The organism is Paenibacillus urinalis, assembly GCF_028747985.1.
Taxonomy (GTDB): domain Bacteria; phylum Bacillota; class Bacilli; order Paenibacillales; family Paenibacillaceae; genus Paenibacillus; species Paenibacillus urinalis.
In genome coordinates this window covers 3,430,164-3,446,700 of sequence record NZ_CP118108.1, presented here as the reverse complement: position 1 = coordinate 3,446,700, position 16,537 = coordinate 3,430,164, and the positions used below count along the sequence as shown (strand labels likewise).

The following is a 16,537-nucleotide window of genomic DNA, read 5'->3' as shown; positions in this document are numbered from 1 at the left end:
TACAGCAGCAAATTCGATGTACTGCATTCTAGCATTTGTGTCGAGGTTGAACGGTGGAGAACGAGCGGCGGAGATCAAATGGCAGCAGAATATAAAGAATCCTACGAGAATACAAAATAAAACCTACCTGAAGAAGGCAATGGAGGTCCTTCCCGCGAATATTCGATTAGGAAGAAATGTTAAAATGTAACCGCATTCATTGGAAGCCGGGAGGGATATGAAGAATGAGAGGTATCATTTGCGAACAAATCGGAACGTTTCGTTATGCTACAGATTTACCTGAGCCGATACTGGGGCAGGATGAAGCAGTAATTGAAATAAAGCGGGTTGGCATTTGTGGGACCGACCTGCACGCTTATCAAGGGAACCAGCCTTTTTTTGAATATCCGCGCATCTTAGGACATGAACTGGCTGGGATCGTCACAAAGATTAGCAACCAAGATCAAGGCATATTACCAGGAGATCAGGTCACCATTGTTCCTTATTTACACTGTAATCATTGCATAGCCTGCAGATCGGGGAGACCCAACTGCTGCATGCAGCTTCAAGTATTGGGAGTACATGTGGACGGGGGACTGTGCGAAAGAATTAAGGTTCCGATATCACATCTATTAAAGTCCGAAGGATTATCCCTGGACCATACAGCAATGATCGAGCCGCTGGCTATTGGTGCTCATGCGGTTCGCAGATCCGGAATTTGTGAAGGTACAGAAGTGCTTGTTATTGGAGGCGGACCCATTGGACTTGGTGTCATGACACTCGCAAAAGAGGCAGGAGCCAATGTCATTGCTATGGATGTTAACAAGGAACGGTTAGATTTTTGCCGCTCGTGGGCTAAGGTTAACCATACCATTAACGCAGCTGACGAGGACCTGCTTGAGCAGCTCTCAAAATTAACGGCTGGAGCGCTTATGCCCATCGTCATTGATGCAACGGGTAATATTACATCCATGACAAATGCTTTCAATTATACTGCTCATGGCGGGACTTTGCTATATGTAGGTCTCGTTAAGGGCAATATTACGTTCAACGACCCAGAGTTTCATAAACGAGAACTAACCATTATGGGCAGCCGGAATGCAACAAGAGAGGATTTTGCTCACGTCATAAAGACTATCTCCACAGGCAGAATCAATCTGGATCAGTATATTACTCATCGTGCTTCGTTAGAAGAGATGGCTAATTTGTTTGATGAGTGGCTAGAGCCTGAATCGAAAGTGATTAAAGCTGTAGTGGAATTATAGAGGCAAGTCGATTGCAGCTAAAGTAAGAATTATATATACGACTTATATTTCAGGAGGACCGAATGTCATTAACTGCCGAAACGACGTTATGGTACGACCAACCAGCCCTAAACTGGAATGAAGCCCTTCCGATCGGGAATGGAAGATTAGGCGGCATGGTATTTGGCTGCGTTGAAGAGGAGCAAATCCAATTTAACGAAGATTCAATCTGGTATGGAGGTCCGAGAGATCGAAACAACCCGGATGCTCTTGCGAACCTCTCTCTTATTCGAGAGTTACTGTTTGAGGGAAGGCTGATCGAAGCCCATCGTTTATCAGAAGCCGCCTTTTCCGGAACACCACGCAGTCAGAGGCATTATTTAACGGCGGGGGACTTTTTCATTCATTTTGATCATCCTGAAGGGGAGCTGGCCAATTACCGCAGGGAACTCGATTTGGAAAAAGCGGTGGCTATCACAACCTATGAATATGGTGGTATTACCTATCGACGGGAGGTATTTTGCAGTTATCCGGATCAGGTGATGATAATAAGACTTGAAGCGGACCGCCCTGGTGCATTGTCTCTCACTTCCCGATTTGAACGGAAGAAGGGCAAGCATATGGATGAGTCTCATCGGCATGGAACGGACACGATTGTAATGACCAATGATTGCGGTGGAAGGGAGGGGCTCGTTTATAGCGCGGCTGCCAAAGCCATCCCTGTCGGTGGAACCGTTAGGGTAGTGGGTGAGCATCTGATAATAGATCAGGCAGATGAGGTTGTTATCCTCCTCGCTGTCGCGAGCACTTTTCGTTTCAAGGACCCAAAGAAGCAATGCTACGAGCTGTTGAATCAGGCCGCAGTCAAGGAATTTAACCTCTTAAAAGAAACACATATTCAGGACTATCAGCATTTGTTTAATAGAGTGCAGCTTAACCTGGGAAAGCCCTCCGAGTCGCCTTCTGTTGAACCCGTAAATAAGCGGCTGGAAAAGTTGCAATCAGGAGGGGAGGATACGGGTCTATACGCGTTACATTTTCACTTTGGGCGATATTTGCTTATTTCGAGCAGCCGTCCTGGATCACTGCCAGCCAACCTGCAAGGGATATGGAATGATTCCATGTCGCCGCCTTGGGACAGTAAGTTTACGATTAATATTAATACCCAGATGAATTATTGGCCAGCGGAGAGCTGTAATCTTGCAGAATGTCATCTACCGTTGTTTGAATTGATCGAACGAATGAGGGCGAACGGCCGTGTAACAGCAGAGAAAATGTATGGCTGCCGAGGGTTTGTCGCTCACCATAATACCGATATTTGGGCAGATACCGCGCCGCAGGATATTTATCCACCTGCTACACAATGGGTTATGGGCGGCGCATGGTTGACGCTTCATCTATGGGAACACTACAAATATAATCCTGATCCAGCATTCTTGGAACAGGCTTATGAAACGATGAAAGAGGCTACCTTGTTCTTTCAAGATTTTCTCATCGAAAGTCCTGAAGGGTATCTTGTGACGAATCCCTCCGTATCACCGGAGAATCGGTATGGGCTTCCTAGCGGAGAGTCAGGTACTCTATGCTACGGTCCTTCTATGGACAATCAAATTTTAACAGAGCTATTGAATGCCTGTATTGAGGCCAGTAGGTTGCTAAGCACCGATGAGAGTCTTCGTAAGGAATGGGCGAAGATCATTTCTCGTCTACCCGATATGAAAGTAGGCCAATATGGTCAACTGCAGGAGTGGCTAGTAGATTATGAAGAAAAAGATCCTGGACACAGGCACATCTCTCATCTGTTTGCTCTTCATCCGGGAACTACAATTAGTCCGGATTATACCCCGGACTTAGCTGATGCAGCCAGGATTACACTTCATCGTCGATTGAAGAATGGTGGAGGACATACAGGATGGAGTAGAGCGTGGATTATTAATTTTTGGGCTCGTTTGTTGGACGGAGAGCAGGCTTACTATCATACTAGAGAGCTGCTGAAGAAATCAACACTTCCCAACTTGTTTGACAATCACCCTCCATTTCAGATTGACGGCAACTTTGGGGCAGCTGCAGGAATTGCCGAGATGCTGCTGCAAAGTCATCTTGATGGTATCCGGATTCTTCCGGCCTTACCACAAGCTTGGAAGCAAGGGAGTGTAACAGGACTTCGCGCAAGAGGAGGCTTCACAATTGATATCGAATGGGAGGAGCATAAACTCACAAACGGAGTAATTACTTCGGATCGTGGAGAGAAGCTTCGTATTTACTCGGATTCCCTCATACGTATTGCATCAGCAGATGGAAGTGAATTATCGGCAGAACGCGTTGGGAATTTATTAGAGTTGCCGACTGTAAAGGGTGATAAGTATATAATAACTGCTTACTAATATATAATACGCTTATCGATCAACTTGAAATGAGTCATTACCCTATTAACACCGGCGTTATTTGCGTCGGTGTTTTTTTGAATACGAGTGCTATGTCTAACCAACCTATGAGCTTAAGAGGAGAATTCAATGCTATTAGAAGAAGAGGTACTATTATTACTATCATTCTGTATGTTAGCGGTTATGGGAACGGTTGTTGTCATTGTAATTGTGTTAATGGTTAGACATAAAAAAGCAGGCTACGGCTTTATCTTAGCACATTTAGTTTTATTTTCTTGGGGAGCAATGGGGTGAATCCAACTGTTGGAAACGAGAGCAACAGCCAGTTCATCACAGAATTCCCTAACGATCGGATGGATTGGAATACTTTGGGCCATTAGTATGATTTGTATGACTATCGGGTTAATACAATTAAGACCTTAAGCCAAGTAAAGAAGAAGGTTAAGTGCGAGTGTTAGATTCGTTGTTACATTGTTCGTGTAATTTATGGAAGTTAGAGGAAGGAGTGTTATCTGATGAAGAAGAACGTACATATCATTCTTGCTGCGGGTCCTGCTATTCCTACGATTCCAGGGAAAGAACTAAACGCCATGTTGTTTTTACAGAATGAAATAAATATTACCCAAACCAATATGAACAGCATTAAGGAATCCAGGATAAATATAGAGAACGCGGATTATGTTGTTGTTTCGAATGAATGGGATCCGCATGCGTATATTGAATTCGGAATAGCAGTGGAGTTGAAGAAAAGAATGATTGTAATCAAGGATGATGTGTTGATTGGCAGTGGTTTTTTTCCTAAATATATGGACATATCTTATGAAATCTCACATCATGAGTCGTTGAAGGATTACTTAGATCGTTTGTTTAAAGATCAGGATTAAGAAATTTATTTCTAACTGGACAGAAAGTAGTGACACTCGTCTGTTTAACATTATTCGTTATTTTCATTGGTTTTGCCTATCCTGTAGATCGTTGCTTGACGCGGATGCAGGATTTTTTTGTATTTTTTTTGTAGAGAAGTGTCACGAACTGGGCGAATGCACAATAGGATATAGGGTACTAGGCGAGAGGCTTACGACTTACAGGGAGGAGGGAACGTATTTGGCGGTTATTAAAGCAAATTCTGAGGATGTAAAAGTGCTCGCACGGCTTATGAGAGCCGAGGCAGAGGAAGACGGAGAAACAGGTATGCTTCTGGTAGGGAACGTGGGTGTGAACCGGATCCTTGGCGGATGTCTTGATTTTCGTAATATTCGCTCCATTAACGATATGGTATACCAGTCACCAGGCGGCTTTGAGGCGATTCAAAAAGGATACTTTTATCAAGCGGCGAGAGAGTCCGAAATTCGTTTGGCCAGACGTGTTATTAACGGTGAAAAAGTATGGCCTGCAAGCAATGCCCTCTGGTTCTTCAGACCAGCTGGAGCATGTCCGGCAACTTGGTATAACCAACAGAATACCGGAAGATTCCGTGCACACTGTTTCTTCAGCCCATCTGGGGCGGACTGTCCGGCGGTTTTTTAGCACATTGATGCACACCTTACTATTAGGGAGGTATTTAAATGTTTAACCAACCATATCAGCCTGTATCGTATAAGATCGGAAATTCGGGGCCTGCAAATGCTCCAAGAAACATGCAAGGGATGCAGGGAGGAATGACTGTAGTTCCACCCGAAGTATCCAGCGGAAGTGTAATGACGCCGAATGGTGCGGTCATTCAGCAAACTATTCCGTTCACTGAGCAATCTTTTGTTGAAAATATACTTAGATTGAACCTTGGGAAATTCGGTACATTCTATGCGACATATGAAGGCAACAGAGAGTGGAACGCTAAAGTATTCCAAGGCATCCTTGAAGCGGCAGGCCGCGACCACATTATTATCAGTGATCCAAACACAGGTCAACGGATCATCATCCTGATGGTGAATTTTGATTATGCAACATTCGATGAGCCGTTGAACTATGAATATCCGTATGCTCCAACAGCGCCTCGTGGCGGAAGACGTTAATACAGTGACGTCGTAATATAAAATAAGGGATAGCCTTTGATGATCCAGGAGAACGAAAACTCTGGACATCAAAGGCTATTTTTTTGCCATTATTTCAGCCAGCGGAGCATATATATCAGCAATTGTATGTGGTATGAGTACTTCATGCTCGATAAAAAGGAGGTGGACCCGTTACCGAATTCGGGATACGGGACCTTATTTGAGTGACCCTCTATCGTTTGGCATCTATGTAATGATTATATTGGCACTCGCTCTAATCAGCGGGTTGTTTGCAGCTCTAGACAGTGCTATTGGCCGGTTGTCACTAGTGCGTAATCAGGTGAGCAGCCAGGAGACCGATCATCACGAAGTGTTATCTATACTTGCAGCTGACAAAGCTAAATATCGCACCACCTGTCAGCTTGGCATATTTTTGCCCGTTATTGGACTCGGCTGGCTCAGTGAAGCTGCAATCTCCTCGAGGTTATCACCGCTTCTGGAAAATATGGGTCTAGATGTATGGCCAGCAGCAGTGCTGTCTACAACGCTTGCTATTATTGTCATTACGTTAACCTATCTTGGGGCAGGACGATGGATACCCTCTGTTTTGTCTTCTCATGTTCAGGAGCGTCTCTTAAGAAAGTCAGGCAGATTTCTTATCTTGTTTACGTTCTTTATGTCTCCTCTCATTTGGTGCTTGAATATAGGAGCAAGAGGTCCTGCTCATCAGGAGGGGACTCATTTATCTGTGAAGAAGGAAAAGGTACAGAGTGAAGAAGAATGGCTGCAGCTTATGAAGGACAGCAAAAATGACGGTGTGATTGATGCATTTGAATATACACTGCTTGATAACATCTTTGATTTCTCCGCAACAACCGCTAGAGAAATTATGATTCCTCGTACTGAGATGATCTGCTTGAATACGGAATGGACGATTCATGAGAATTTGACCATTGCAAGCATGCAAATGCGGACCCGTTATCCTGTCTGTACCGGTGATAAGGATCAGATTATCGGCTTTGTTCACCTTAAGGATTTGTTCATGTCAGGGATGGAGGAATATTTAACGACGATTCGTCCCATTCTTACGGTTCCGGAATCAACGTCGATTGCCATTCTGCTGAAGCAAATGAAGGTGTCCAGAACTCAGATTGCGATCGTAATTGATGAGTATGGAGGAACCTCTGGACTAGTGACGCTTGAAGATATCGTGGAGGAGATTCTGGGTGAAATCCAAGATGAGTTTGATAATGAAAGACCGCTTGTGGAATATATAGGAGCTTCTGAATACTCCATCGATGGACTCATTCTCTTGGAGGAGCTTAACCAGCTCTTGTCCCTCGATATTGAAGAGTCGGGCTATGACACTCTTGGCGGCTGGGCATTATCCATGTTGAATTCCTTTCCACCGAGGCCAGGGGATTGTATCTCGTATGGTGATTACCAATATCGAATTGAGGAAGTGGATCATCATCGAATATCCAGAATTGAGGTCAAGAAGAAGACAGTGAGCAGTCATAAGGAAGCTGGGGCTTAATTAAATAGTTTAGTCATTGTCTAATACTTTGCGGCGGACATTACCGTAAAGTATTTTTTTGTGTTCATAGAGACGATTACAAAATAACTTCCGCTGCTCAAATCAAGGGATTTTAATAGATTCATAATTTTTTGTCATCACCAAATGACAATCTATTAATCAGTGAAACGAGTACAAAACCTCGTCCGTACTATTTGATAGATTTAACCAAATAACATAGTGAGGAATGGTGATGTTAATGTTCAAATCTAAGAAAAATCAAAAAACGATTATTTTATTTCCTCTATTGCTCATCGTATCCCTGATTGCTGCCAGCTTAGCGGGAGCCGAAGAACAGCGTGAACCCGGGGCATTAACGTCAAAGCCGCCTGAGGAATCGGGTTTTATTACTCCGTTTGCAACGTATCAGTTTCTTGTTGGATTTAAATCGGAGTTAACGATGAATGCCAGCAGTATTTACATAGCAGGACATACAGAAGCGAAGCTTGCTGCTGATTTCATCAGTGTGGATGTGACACTGCAAAGATGGGATGGCTCCGCTTGGAGGAGCGAAAGAGCAGTTTCGAATTCTACAACGCATTCCAAAAGTGTCGAAACCAACCAGACGGTATACAATCTAAATAAGGGTTATTATTACAGAACGCTCTCTACACATATGGTTAGAATCAATGGTACCGTGGAAAAGGCTTCATTTTATACACCTGGCTATTTGTATAACTAGCATCTAGAGAATGTGGAATTAATCTTCATTTAATATGAATAATTCATATAACAACGATTTATCGTAATTTTAAATAGACCAAAAGAACATGAAAGAGGTGTCCTACGTAAACGTAAGACACCTCTTTATCTCTCAGCTATTCTTTCATTGGAAATTGATTCGTCTCTTGAATGATGTTAGCGAATTTAAGAAGCTCTTCCTTCGAAATAGATTCGGATCCCATCAGCATGACCATAACGAGATTGCTTCGGTAAGCGAGCTGATCATGTTCCATATTCTCATAGAAGACAGCGACTGTACCATCATCAAGTGCAACTTCCTCAGGAACTCCGCTGAATGCCGGACCTGACTCTGGTGCACCAGGATTCACGGAGAACATTTTCTTAACAGAAACTTTCGCTATTCGTTCATCTCCATCGAAATACTCAATATAAATTTCATTTGATAAGTAAGGATTCTCAGGGTAAACCGGATTCTCCTGATCCAGCAGCAGATGATATTTGATATGCGTTGGAGTCAGCGGGAGATCGAAATTGTTTATATGAAATGTGGTATTGCTGAACGCCTTTTCTTTGGGTACCTCCACGAGAAATAAATTGTGCTGTACACTGACTTGATTCTCGAATTGGCTGTACAGCTCTTCTGGATCCCCGCTAAAATTGTAGCTTGGATTCTCAATCATACCTGGAGGCGGAGGGGTCTTCGCTCCCGAGAAATCCTGCCTAGGTCCCTGGAACACAAGAACCAAATTATCGCCAACCTGCTGCAGTCTCTGAACAAACGTATTTGCCTGAGTTCCTATTGGAGAGCTGAATATGGTTGCACCCATCGTAATTGAAGCGGCGATAACACCTGCAAGCTGCCAGCGTTTGATTCTTTTTTTGCGTTTCTTTATATTCTGAATCTCATGATTAACCTTGTCCCAGGATGCTGCCATAGCTTCCTTATTCACTGATGTGGAGGCAGCTGCAGCATTCTCGAAAGCGAGGTCGAAGGCCTCCTCAAACTCTCGTTCGTATACTTCGTCAAATGGCTCTTCGAGCCAATCATTTGACTTTTCTTTGCTCATGTGCTGCACCCCACTCTCTATGCAACAATTTTTTGATGCGTTCTCTGGCGCGGAAGAGACGCTGCTTAATGACATCTTCTCTTGTGTCCAGCAGTTCTGCCATCTCACGATAGCTGAGTCCTTCCTTCCATCGTAATTCGATCAGAGATCGGTACTCGGGTTTGAGTTTATCCATATAGCGCTCTATGGATTCCTGCATCATCTTCGTTTCCACTACGGATTCGATTGAAGCTGATGTCTGCTGCGCGGTCTCTACATCTAAGAAAACACTGTCCGCGTCAAGTTGGTTACGATATTTTTTATTTTTTCTCAAATAATTAATGGCCGTGTTTTTGGTAACAACCTTCAGCCATGCTTTCAGCTTGGCTTCATTTTCAAATTCGGGCTTATTTTTAATAATTTTGATGAATGCTTCCTGAATAATGTCCTCAGCGGCGGAGTGATCCTTCAACATATATACGATAAACCCGTACATCATCTGATAGTATTCATAGTAGATCTCTCTCTGCAGGGATTCGCCTAGATCATTATAGTCCGCAGCCAACAGCAGTTGGATCCGGTCAGACATATATATCCCCTCTCTATCATGAAGCTTCTCTATTTTTGGACAATCATTCCACTATTTTACTATAATTTGAAGGTTTACTCCATAATTTTGAAATATACGTTTCTATTGTCATTAAGTTAATGTCACAAATAAAAATGATAAATCTGATAGTTCATCCAGCCATATGGTTAAAATAAGCGAGAAAGGAGTGATATTAGATGAAAGCATTAACATATCAAGGTAAAAAGAAGGTAAAGGTGAAAGAGGTCGCTGATCCCTCCTTGCAGGACAATAACGATATCATTATACGAGTCACTTCAAGCGCGATATGCGGATCCGATCTGCATATTTACAATGGGCTGATTCCTGGTATGCATGAAGATTATGTGATCGGGCATGAGCCCATGGGAATCGTCGAGGAAGTTGCCAAAGGAGTAACTCATGTCAAAAAAGGGGACCGTGTCATCGTCCCATTTAACGTATCCTGTGGAGAGTGCTTCTTCTGTAAGCACGAAATGGAAAGCCAATGTGACCATGCTAATGATACGAAGGACAGCGGCGGTTATTTAGGGTATTCAGATACCTATGGAGGATATCAGGGAGGCCAAGCGGAATACCTCAGAGTGCCCTATGGTAATTTTATGCCTTTTGTTATTCCAGAAGACGCTGAATTGGAAGATGACAAATTGTTGTTCTTATCCGATATTCTTCCGACGGCCTATTGGGGAGTCAAGAATGCCGGGGTGAAGCCTGGTGATACCGTAATCGTGCTTGGCTGCGGCCCTGTAGGTCTCCTTACACACAAATTTGCCTGGCAGGCAGGCGCCAAACGGGTTATTGCTGTCGATCATTTGAATTATCGACTGGATCATGCCAAGCGGACGAATCAGGTCGAGACTTATAACTTTGAAGAAATCAAGGGCTTTGAAGGATATTTGAAAGAAATTACACACGGCGGGGCCGATGTCGTCATCGATTGTGTCGGAATGGATGCCAAGAGAACAGCTGTGGAGAAGGTGGAGACAGCGTTGATGCTGCAAGGAGGGTCACTCGGCGCGTTCAGAACTGCATCTGAGGTCGTACGCAAGTTTGGTACGATTCAATTAATCGGAGTGTACGGAGCCAATTACAATATGTTCCCACTCGGCCACTTGTTCGAACGGAACGTAGAGCTGAAGATGGGACAGGCTCCAGTGATTCACCTGATTCCAGAGCTGTACGCACAGATTAAGTCAGGTAAAATCGACCCGACCGATATCATAACACATCAGATGAGATTGGAAGATGCGGAGAGGGCTTATGAAGTGTTTAATAATAAGGAAGAAAACTGCATGAAGGTCATTCTCAAGCCGTAGCTTACCCAGAAACCTATGTGGAGAACAGGACATAAACGGCAGTTCATGAGCACAAGTAAAGAGCCCAGGTCTACTAAGGACCTGAGCTCTTTGATGTTTGTTTTTTTAAATTAAAACGCCCAATTTCCTTTTAGGAAGATCGGCTCTTCATTCCCATCCGCTGTAATGCCATAGATGTCCATTTCACCCGAACCAATCATGAAATCGACATGAGTTAGGCTCGTATTCAGTCCAGCAGCAGCAATTTGCTCCTGATCCATTTCTTTGCCGCCTTCGAGACAGAAGGCATACGCGCTTCCGATGGCAAGGTGATTGCTCGCATTCTCATCAAACAAGGTGTTATAGAACAGAATGTTCGTGTCCGAGATCGGAGACTGATGCGGCACAAGTGCGACTTCACCAAGGTAGTGAGAGCCTTCGTCAATTTCAACCAGGTTTTGCAGTGCTTCCAGCCCTTCTTCTGCGGTTACGTTTACGATTCGTCCATTCTCGAATGTGAGCGAGAACTTGTCAATTAGATTGCCGCCATAGCTTAGCGGTTTTGTACTTGATACCGTACCATTAACACCTGTCTTAAGAGGGGCAGTAAACACTTCTTCTGTTGGCATATTAGCTACAAACGTAAAGCCCTTCTCATTGATACTATCGCCTTGAGCCCAGAGATGTCCTTCGGGAAGCTCAATTGTAAGATCCGTACCCGGCGCTTTGTAGTGCAGCTTCTTATATTTCTTCTCGTTCAATGTCTTAGACTTGCTCTCCAATGTGGAGAGATGTGTCTGCCAAGCAGCTACCGGATCTGCTTCTCCGATTCGAACGGTTTGGAAAATAGCGTCCCATAATAACGATACTTGTTCTTCTTGTGGTGCATCAGGGAACACTTTCGCTGCCCATTCAGGTGATGGTACAGCGATGAGGCACCAGCTGAATTTATCAGCCTGCTGATAAGCACGGTACTTCGCCATCGCTTTGCCGCGTGCCTTTTGAGAAGCGACGATTCTTTCCTGCTTGACGCCCTTCAACAGGTCCGGATTCTCAGACAAGATATGTAACACGGCTGCACCTTGCTCAACGAGCTCCGTCATTTCTCCGGCAGTCCATTTCGGCTCTTTTGAGAACACTTCATCTGCAGCAAGATCGTACTGCATACGGGTGATCTGCTCATCATTCCATTGAACCTTGACGAGAGCGGCTCCGGCATCATAGGCTTCCTTAACGATCAGGCGAGCAAATTCCTTGGATTCGACCGGAGCATGAACGATCAAGGTTTGACCTGGCTGGATGTTGACGCCAACTTTTACAGTGAGCTCAGCATAGGCTTTTAATTTTTGTGCGAAATCATTCATTTCATTAATCCTCCAATACACGCTTGTACATTCACAGCGCAATAATAATTTACCCATGGTAAAAAAAGTACTGCTTACCCAGTTTAACGTAAACGGGTTGCTTTCGCATATCTATTTTATTATTGTACAATATACGTGGTATTCATCAAAAAAACCATTAAAAATTTCATGAACCAGCTGCATACGAAAATAGCTGTCTAATAAGGAGAGAAGAAGAGTGAGTTATAAAATCATCAGAGCCACGATGGGTAAGAATGAGGACAACGAATGGCTGGGCAGTACAGTATTTACTATAGACGAGAGTCCAGTGGAATATGAAATTTCGTTCTACAGTAAGAGAGGGAAGGATTGGGATTACAGCCTTCATTTTGCCGGAGAGCCTGGAGAAGAAGAGGAATTTCTGAAGCTGGATGCCAGAATTGAAGAAGACGATGATCTGTTCGATGAATTGCTGGATGCGGCGATTGATACCATTCCAGAATAGAGGAAAGCATCGGCATTTTTATATTTAAAGCCTTGGACGATTAGTACTTGGTCTATTCCTATGACATGCTGACTATATTTAATAAGGTGAGTTCTCTGCTGATTGACCGTGCATACCGGACTAAGGCTCGGGGTACTCTATAATCTGGTTACATAAAGGAGCGCATTCCAATATATTTATGGGAGGTATCCGTCATATGGAGTCTGACAATCTGATTACTGAGGGCAAGACGGCACTGGAAGAGGTTGCACCCGATATATTGAGTTTGCGCACGTTATTTGTCAATGTCTTGTTTGTAGGCATACCGGGTACTAGACAATGGGTACTGATCGATACAGGACTTGCTGGCTTTGCGAGCGATATTATCCATGTTGCTGAGGAGCGGTTTAAAGGGCCGCCGACGGCGATCATTTTGACACACGGACATTTTGACCACGTAGGTAATGTTATAGAACTGGTACAGCATTGGGGAGCGCCTGTGTATGCCCATCCTATGGAGCTTCCCTATCTGACCGGAGTTAGCGATTATCCTCCTGCGGACCCGTCAGCGAGTGGAGGACTTCTTGCCAAGCTGTCTTTTGCATATCCGAATGAAGCCATTCATTTGGACGATCGGGTGGCTGAGCTGCCTGCGGATTATTCCATTCCTGGAGCCCCGGACTGGCGCTGGATTCATACACCGGGACATTCGCCGGGACATGTTTCGTTGTTTCGAGACGCGGATCACGCACTCATAGCAGGGGATGCAGTGATTACTGTTCAGCAAGAATCTCTATGGCATGTATTGTTTCAGGATAAAGAGCTGAACGGACCCCCTACCTATTTCACAATAGACTGGAAGCAAGCTAAACGTTCTGTTGAGTGCTTGAACCTGTTACAGCCGGCACTGCTGGTTACGGGTCATGGACATGTAATGAAAGGCTCCCAGATGACGGAGCAGCTTGAACGGCTGGCTCGTAATTTTGAGATTCAGGCTGTGCCTAGACATGGGAAATATGTTTAGCGGGTCCTGCTTACCAGAGCGGATCAACAAGATATTTGGCGGAATAATTATAACGAAGATTGCAGCCTTGAGTGATGTGGGGCTGCAATCTTTTTTTTCGCGTGATTAGGGGCGCTGCTTCGCTGTGCTGGATAGAATTTTTTTGAATAACATGGTATATTCGTTCAGTAGGTAAATCATTTTCATATAAAAAATGGATTCACGGAACTAGTTCAATACTAGATATGAAAGCGCTACATAATAGGAGGAATGATGAGAGAATGGCATTAGAACAAATTTATTCCGCAACAGAAGGCGTGTACGGCGGTCTTGCCGCGATCAAGCTGAAGCATGGTGCTTATGAAGCTGCGCTCATTCCAGAAATCGGAGGCAATCTTGTCTCTTTTCGAGATGTAGAGCGTAATCATCAGTATCTCAGAGAGCCTGGGGAAGACAACGTTGAAGAATTGAAGGCGAACCCGGGCATTTACGGCATCCCGGTTCTATTCCCGCCTAATCGATATGAAGACGGCAAATTCCCATGGAACGGCGAGGTATATCAGCTTCCTGTAAATGAAGAAGCAACAGGCAATCATTTGCACGGATTCTTACACTACATCCCTTGGAATGTGGTTAGTTATGGTGCGAATGATCAGGAGAGCTACGTCATTATTGAACAGGTAGTTAGAGAGGGTCATGAGTATTATCAATACCTTCCGTTTGAATATACGATACGTTTACGCTATACATTGAATGCAGCAGGTCTGCAGCAGCAGATCACGATTGAAAATGAAGGTCAGACATCTATGCCGAATCTTCTTGCCTTCCATACCGCCATTAATGCGCCGTTTGAACCGAATAGCACAGCAGCGGATTATGTGGCCAAAGCGACGATTGGACAGCGGATAGAGCTGAATGAACGCAATCTTCCAACAGGCAATACACAGCCTCTGACCGATGAGGAAGTGCTGCTGAAGACGGAAGGAGTAAGCCCCTATTTTGCTTCCATGGACAACCATTACACGGCAGAGCCGCAGAACGGACGGAATTACATGGAGCTGACGAACACGATATCCGGAACCAAGCTTGTGTATGATGTAGGCACATCTTATAAGCACTGGATGATCTGGAACAACAATGCATGTGAGCAGTTCTTCTGTCCGGAACCTCAAATGAATCTGGTCAATGCGCCGAATGTATCAGGACGATCTTCCGAAGAGATTGGTCTTGTTGCCCTTGAACCTGGAGAGATCTTTGAGGAGTCAAGCCGCCTGTATATTGTGAATCCAAAGTAACGCCGAATCTATATGCCATGATGATACAACATCCTATCTCATATACCTAAGGAGGAGTTGCAAGTGGAATATCGCATCGAGAAAGACACATTGGGTGAAATGAAGGTACCTGCTGACCGCTTATGGGGTGCACAAACGCAGCGCAGCAAGGAGAACTTCCCGATCGGGCAAGAGAAGATGCCAATTGAAGTGATTCGGGCTTTTGCAATACTGAAAAAAAGCGCGGCTGAGAGCAACCTGAAGCTCGGCAAATTGTCCGAGGACAAAGCAGCGGCCATCCGTTATGCAGCGGACGAGATTCTTGCAGGACGCATTGACGATCATTTCCCGCTGGTTGTATGGCAGACCGGTAGCGGAACACAGTCCAACATGAACACGAATGAGGTTATTGCTAATCTGGGTAATAAGTGGCTTGCTGAGCAAGGCAAAGAGGAGCGTCTTCATCCGAATGATCATGTAAATATGTCACAGAGCTCTAACGATACGTTTCCAACAGCACTGCATGTTGCAGGTGTACTGGCAGTTGAGGATCAGCTCCTTCCTGCGATCTCTGTCCTGAAAGAAACATTCCGCAAGAAATCAGAAGAGTTCCAGGATATTATCAAGATTGGCCGTACTCATTTGCAGGATGCAACTCCAATTACATTAGGACAAGAAATTAGCGGCTGGGAAGCGATGCTGGCCAAGAGCGAGCGAATGATCAAGACGAGTGTAGAATCTATGAAGGAGCTCGCTATCGGCGGAACAGCTGTTGGAACAGGAATTAATGCCCATCCTAAATTTGGTGAAATGACAGCTGCCGAAATTAGCAGCATTACGGGTAAAGATTTTGTATCGGCACCGAATAAATTCCACGCCCTGACAAGTCATGACGAAGTCGTTTACACTCATGGTGCTGTCAAGGCATTAGCAGCCGATCTAATGAAGATTGCTAATGATGTACGCTGGCTTGCGAGTGGTCCGCGCAGTGGACTTGGTGAGATCACCATCCCTGAGAATGAGCCGGGCAGCTCCATCATGCCAGGTAAAGTAAACCCGACACAGAGCGAAGCGCTGACTATGGTTGTAACTCAAGTCATGGGGAATGATGCGGCAATCGGTTTTGCTGCAAGCCAAGGCAATTTTGAGCTGAATGTATTTAAGCCGGTCATAATCTATAACTTCTTGCAGTCTGTTCAATTGCTGGCGGACTCCATTATTGCATTCAACGACAAATGTGCAATCGGCATTGAACCGAACCGCTCACAGATTGAACACAATCTGAATAACTCTCTGATGCTGGTGACCGCGCTTAATCCGCATATTGGATATGAGAACGCGGCAAGCATTGCTAAGCTGGCGCATAAGAAAGGCCTCTCATTAAAGGAAGCAGCTCTGGAAACAGGACTGCTGACAGAAGAACAATTTGAGGAGTATGTAGTTCCAGCCAAAATGATCGCACCAAAAGCATAATCATATGATCGATTCTAAGCCAGAGCATAGTTCTCTGGCTTTTTTTGTGTGGGAAAGAAGAGGTAGATAAGTTAATAGCAAATTAAGAAAATAGTAATTGACAAATCGTAAGGATTACGATAAATTAATTTTTGTTATTCGTAATACTTACGAA

At 44.4% G+C, this 16,537-nt stretch carries 16 protein-coding genes; 13 read left to right on the top strand and 3 right to left on the bottom strand.

What is annotated here, in order from left to right; genetic code table 11:
- Positions 1 to 224 precede the first annotated feature (224 nt).
- From PUW25_RS15845 to PUW25_RS15810, 8 genes are all read left to right on the top strand, one after another.
- Positions 225 to 1,244 carry a zinc-binding alcohol dehydrogenase family protein gene (locus PUW25_RS15845; RefSeq protein ID WP_047910574.1) on the top strand — a complete coding sequence of 340 codons (1,020 nt, stop codon included), beginning with the start codon at positions 225 to 227 and terminating at the stop codon, positions 1,242 to 1,244.
- A gap of 62 nt (positions 1,245 to 1,306) precedes the next feature.
- Positions 1,307 to 3,607 (top strand): glycoside hydrolase family 95 protein, encoded by a 2,301-nt coding sequence (locus PUW25_RS15840; protein WP_274337288.1) that lies wholly within the window; start codon positions 1,307 to 1,309, stop codon positions 3,605 to 3,607.
- Between the two features lie 129 nt (positions 3,608 to 3,736).
- A complete protein-coding gene (locus tag PUW25_RS15835) occupies positions 3,737 to 3,901 on the top strand; it encodes a hypothetical protein (protein WP_193745995.1) in 165 nt (54 codons plus the stop codon).
- Positions 3,902 to 4,122: 221 nt separating this feature from the next.
- Entirely contained in the window at positions 4,123 to 4,491 is a 369-nt protein-coding gene (locus tag PUW25_RS15830; protein WP_047910572.1) for a hypothetical protein, read from the top strand.
- Positions 4,492 to 4,711: 220 nt separating this feature from the next.
- Positions 4,712 to 5,134, top strand: coding sequence for a cell wall hydrolase (locus tag PUW25_RS15825; RefSeq protein ID WP_047910571.1), 423 nt, complete (start codon positions 4,712 to 4,714; stop codon positions 5,132 to 5,134).
- 38 nt (positions 5,135 to 5,172) lie between these two features.
- Positions 5,173 to 5,619: a spore coat protein GerQ gene (gerQ, locus tag PUW25_RS15820; protein WP_047910570.1), complete on the top strand. Its 447-nt coding sequence runs from the start codon at positions 5,173 to 5,175 to the stop codon at positions 5,617 to 5,619.
- 133 nt (positions 5,620 to 5,752) lie between these two features.
- Positions 5,753 to 7,135, top strand: coding sequence for a hemolysin family protein (locus PUW25_RS15815; RefSeq protein WP_081872252.1), 1,383 nt, complete (start codon positions 5,753 to 5,755; stop codon positions 7,133 to 7,135).
- Between the two features lie 238 nt (positions 7,136 to 7,373).
- Complete coding sequence (locus tag PUW25_RS15810; protein ID WP_152557660.1) at positions 7,374 to 7,856, top strand: hypothetical protein; 483 nt, start codon at positions 7,374 to 7,376, stop codon at positions 7,854 to 7,856.
- A 136-nt stretch (positions 7,857 to 7,992) separates the two neighbouring features.
- Here PUW25_RS15810 and PUW25_RS15805 read toward each other — a convergent pair whose 3' ends face one another.
- Entirely contained in the window at positions 7,993 to 8,925 is a 933-nt protein-coding gene (locus tag PUW25_RS15805) for a hypothetical protein (protein WP_205052847.1), read from the bottom strand.
- Positions 8,903 to 9,493: an RNA polymerase sigma factor gene (locus PUW25_RS15800; RefSeq protein WP_205052848.1), complete on the bottom strand. Its 591-nt coding sequence runs from the start codon at positions 9,491 to 9,493 to the stop codon at positions 8,903 to 8,905. Before PUW25_RS15800 ends, PUW25_RS15805 begins: the two co-directional genes overlap by 23 nt.
- A gap of 197 nt (positions 9,494 to 9,690) precedes the next feature.
- On the opposite strand from PUW25_RS15800, the gene PUW25_RS15795 reads away from it, so the two are divergent.
- Positions 9,691 to 10,827: a zinc-dependent alcohol dehydrogenase gene (locus PUW25_RS15795; RefSeq protein ID WP_047910565.1), complete on the top strand. Its 1,137-nt coding sequence runs from the start codon at positions 9,691 to 9,693 to the stop codon at positions 10,825 to 10,827.
- Positions 10,828 to 10,937: 110 nt separating this feature from the next.
- Here the strand turns inward: PUW25_RS15795 and PUW25_RS15790 are convergent, their stop codons facing one another.
- A complete protein-coding gene (locus tag PUW25_RS15790) occupies positions 10,938 to 12,170 on the bottom strand; it encodes an aminopeptidase (protein ID WP_205052849.1) in 1,233 nt (410 codons plus the stop codon).
- A 244-nt stretch (positions 12,171 to 12,414) separates the two neighbouring features.
- On the opposite strand from PUW25_RS15790, the gene PUW25_RS15785 reads away from it, so the two are divergent.
- From PUW25_RS15785 to fumC, 4 genes are all read left to right on the top strand, one after another.
- Positions 12,415 to 12,654 (top strand): hypothetical protein, encoded by a 240-nt coding sequence (locus PUW25_RS15785; protein ID WP_047910744.1) that lies wholly within the window; start codon positions 12,415 to 12,417, stop codon positions 12,652 to 12,654.
- Between the two features lie 196 nt (positions 12,655 to 12,850).
- Positions 12,851 to 13,657 carry an MBL fold metallo-hydrolase gene (locus PUW25_RS15780; RefSeq protein WP_205052850.1) on the top strand — a complete coding sequence of 269 codons (807 nt, stop codon included), beginning with the start codon at positions 12,851 to 12,853 and terminating at the stop codon, positions 13,655 to 13,657.
- A 260-nt stretch (positions 13,658 to 13,917) separates the two neighbouring features.
- Positions 13,918 to 14,931 carry an aldose 1-epimerase gene (locus PUW25_RS15775; protein ID WP_047910562.1) on the top strand — a complete coding sequence of 338 codons (1,014 nt, stop codon included), beginning with the start codon at positions 13,918 to 13,920 and terminating at the stop codon, positions 14,929 to 14,931.
- Between the two features lie 63 nt (positions 14,932 to 14,994).
- Positions 14,995 to 16,383, top strand: a complete 1,389-nt coding sequence (gene fumC / locus PUW25_RS15770) for a class II fumarate hydratase (protein ID WP_047910561.1) — start codon at positions 14,995 to 14,997, stop codon at positions 16,381 to 16,383.
- The last annotated feature ends 154 nt before the right edge of the window (positions 16,384 to 16,537 follow it).

What these genes read in the sequence shown, in the direction of transcription:
- PUW25_RS15805 (WP_205052847.1), bottom strand. Translation starts at nt 8,925, where the DNA reads ATGAGCAAAGAAAAGTCAAATGATTGGCTCGAAGAGCCATTTGACGAA.
- PUW25_RS15835 (WP_193745995.1), top strand. Translation starts at nt 3,737, where the DNA reads ATGCTATTAGAAGAAGAGGTACTATTATTACTATCATTCTGTATGTTA.
- PUW25_RS15810 (WP_152557660.1), top strand. Translation starts at nt 7,374, where the DNA reads ATGTTCAAATCTAAGAAAAATCAAAAAACGATTATTTTATTTCCTCTA.
- PUW25_RS15830 (WP_047910572.1), top strand. Translation starts at nt 4,123, where the DNA reads ATGAAGAAGAACGTACATATCATTCTTGCTGCGGGTCCTGCTATTCCT.
- PUW25_RS15780 (WP_205052850.1), top strand. Translation starts at nt 12,851, where the DNA reads ATGGAGTCTGACAATCTGATTACTGAGGGCAAGACGGCACTGGAAGAG.
- gerQ (WP_047910570.1), top strand. Translation starts at nt 5,173, where the DNA reads ATGTTTAACCAACCATATCAGCCTGTATCGTATAAGATCGGAAATTCG.
- PUW25_RS15840 (WP_274337288.1), top strand. Translation starts at nt 1,307, where the DNA reads ATGTCATTAACTGCCGAAACGACGTTATGGTACGACCAACCAGCCCTA.
- PUW25_RS15795 (WP_047910565.1), top strand. Translation starts at nt 9,691, where the DNA reads ATGAAAGCATTAACATATCAAGGTAAAAAGAAGGTAAAGGTGAAAGAG.
- PUW25_RS15790 (WP_205052849.1), bottom strand. Translation starts at nt 12,170, where the DNA reads ATGAATGATTTCGCACAAAAATTAAAAGCCTATGCTGAGCTCACTGTA.
- PUW25_RS15815 (WP_081872252.1), top strand. Translation starts at nt 5,753, where the DNA reads ATGAGTACTTCATGCTCGATAAAAAGGAGGTGGACCCGTTACCGAATT.
- PUW25_RS15845 (WP_047910574.1), top strand. Translation starts at nt 225, where the DNA reads ATGAGAGGTATCATTTGCGAACAAATCGGAACGTTTCGTTATGCTACA.
- PUW25_RS15800 (WP_205052848.1), bottom strand. Translation starts at nt 9,493, where the DNA reads ATGTCTGACCGGATCCAACTGCTGTTGGCTGCGGACTATAATGATCTA.
- PUW25_RS15775 (WP_047910562.1), top strand. Translation starts at nt 13,918, where the DNA reads ATGGCATTAGAACAAATTTATTCCGCAACAGAAGGCGTGTACGGCGGT.
- PUW25_RS15785 (WP_047910744.1), top strand. Translation starts at nt 12,415, where the DNA reads ATGGGTAAGAATGAGGACAACGAATGGCTGGGCAGTACAGTATTTACT.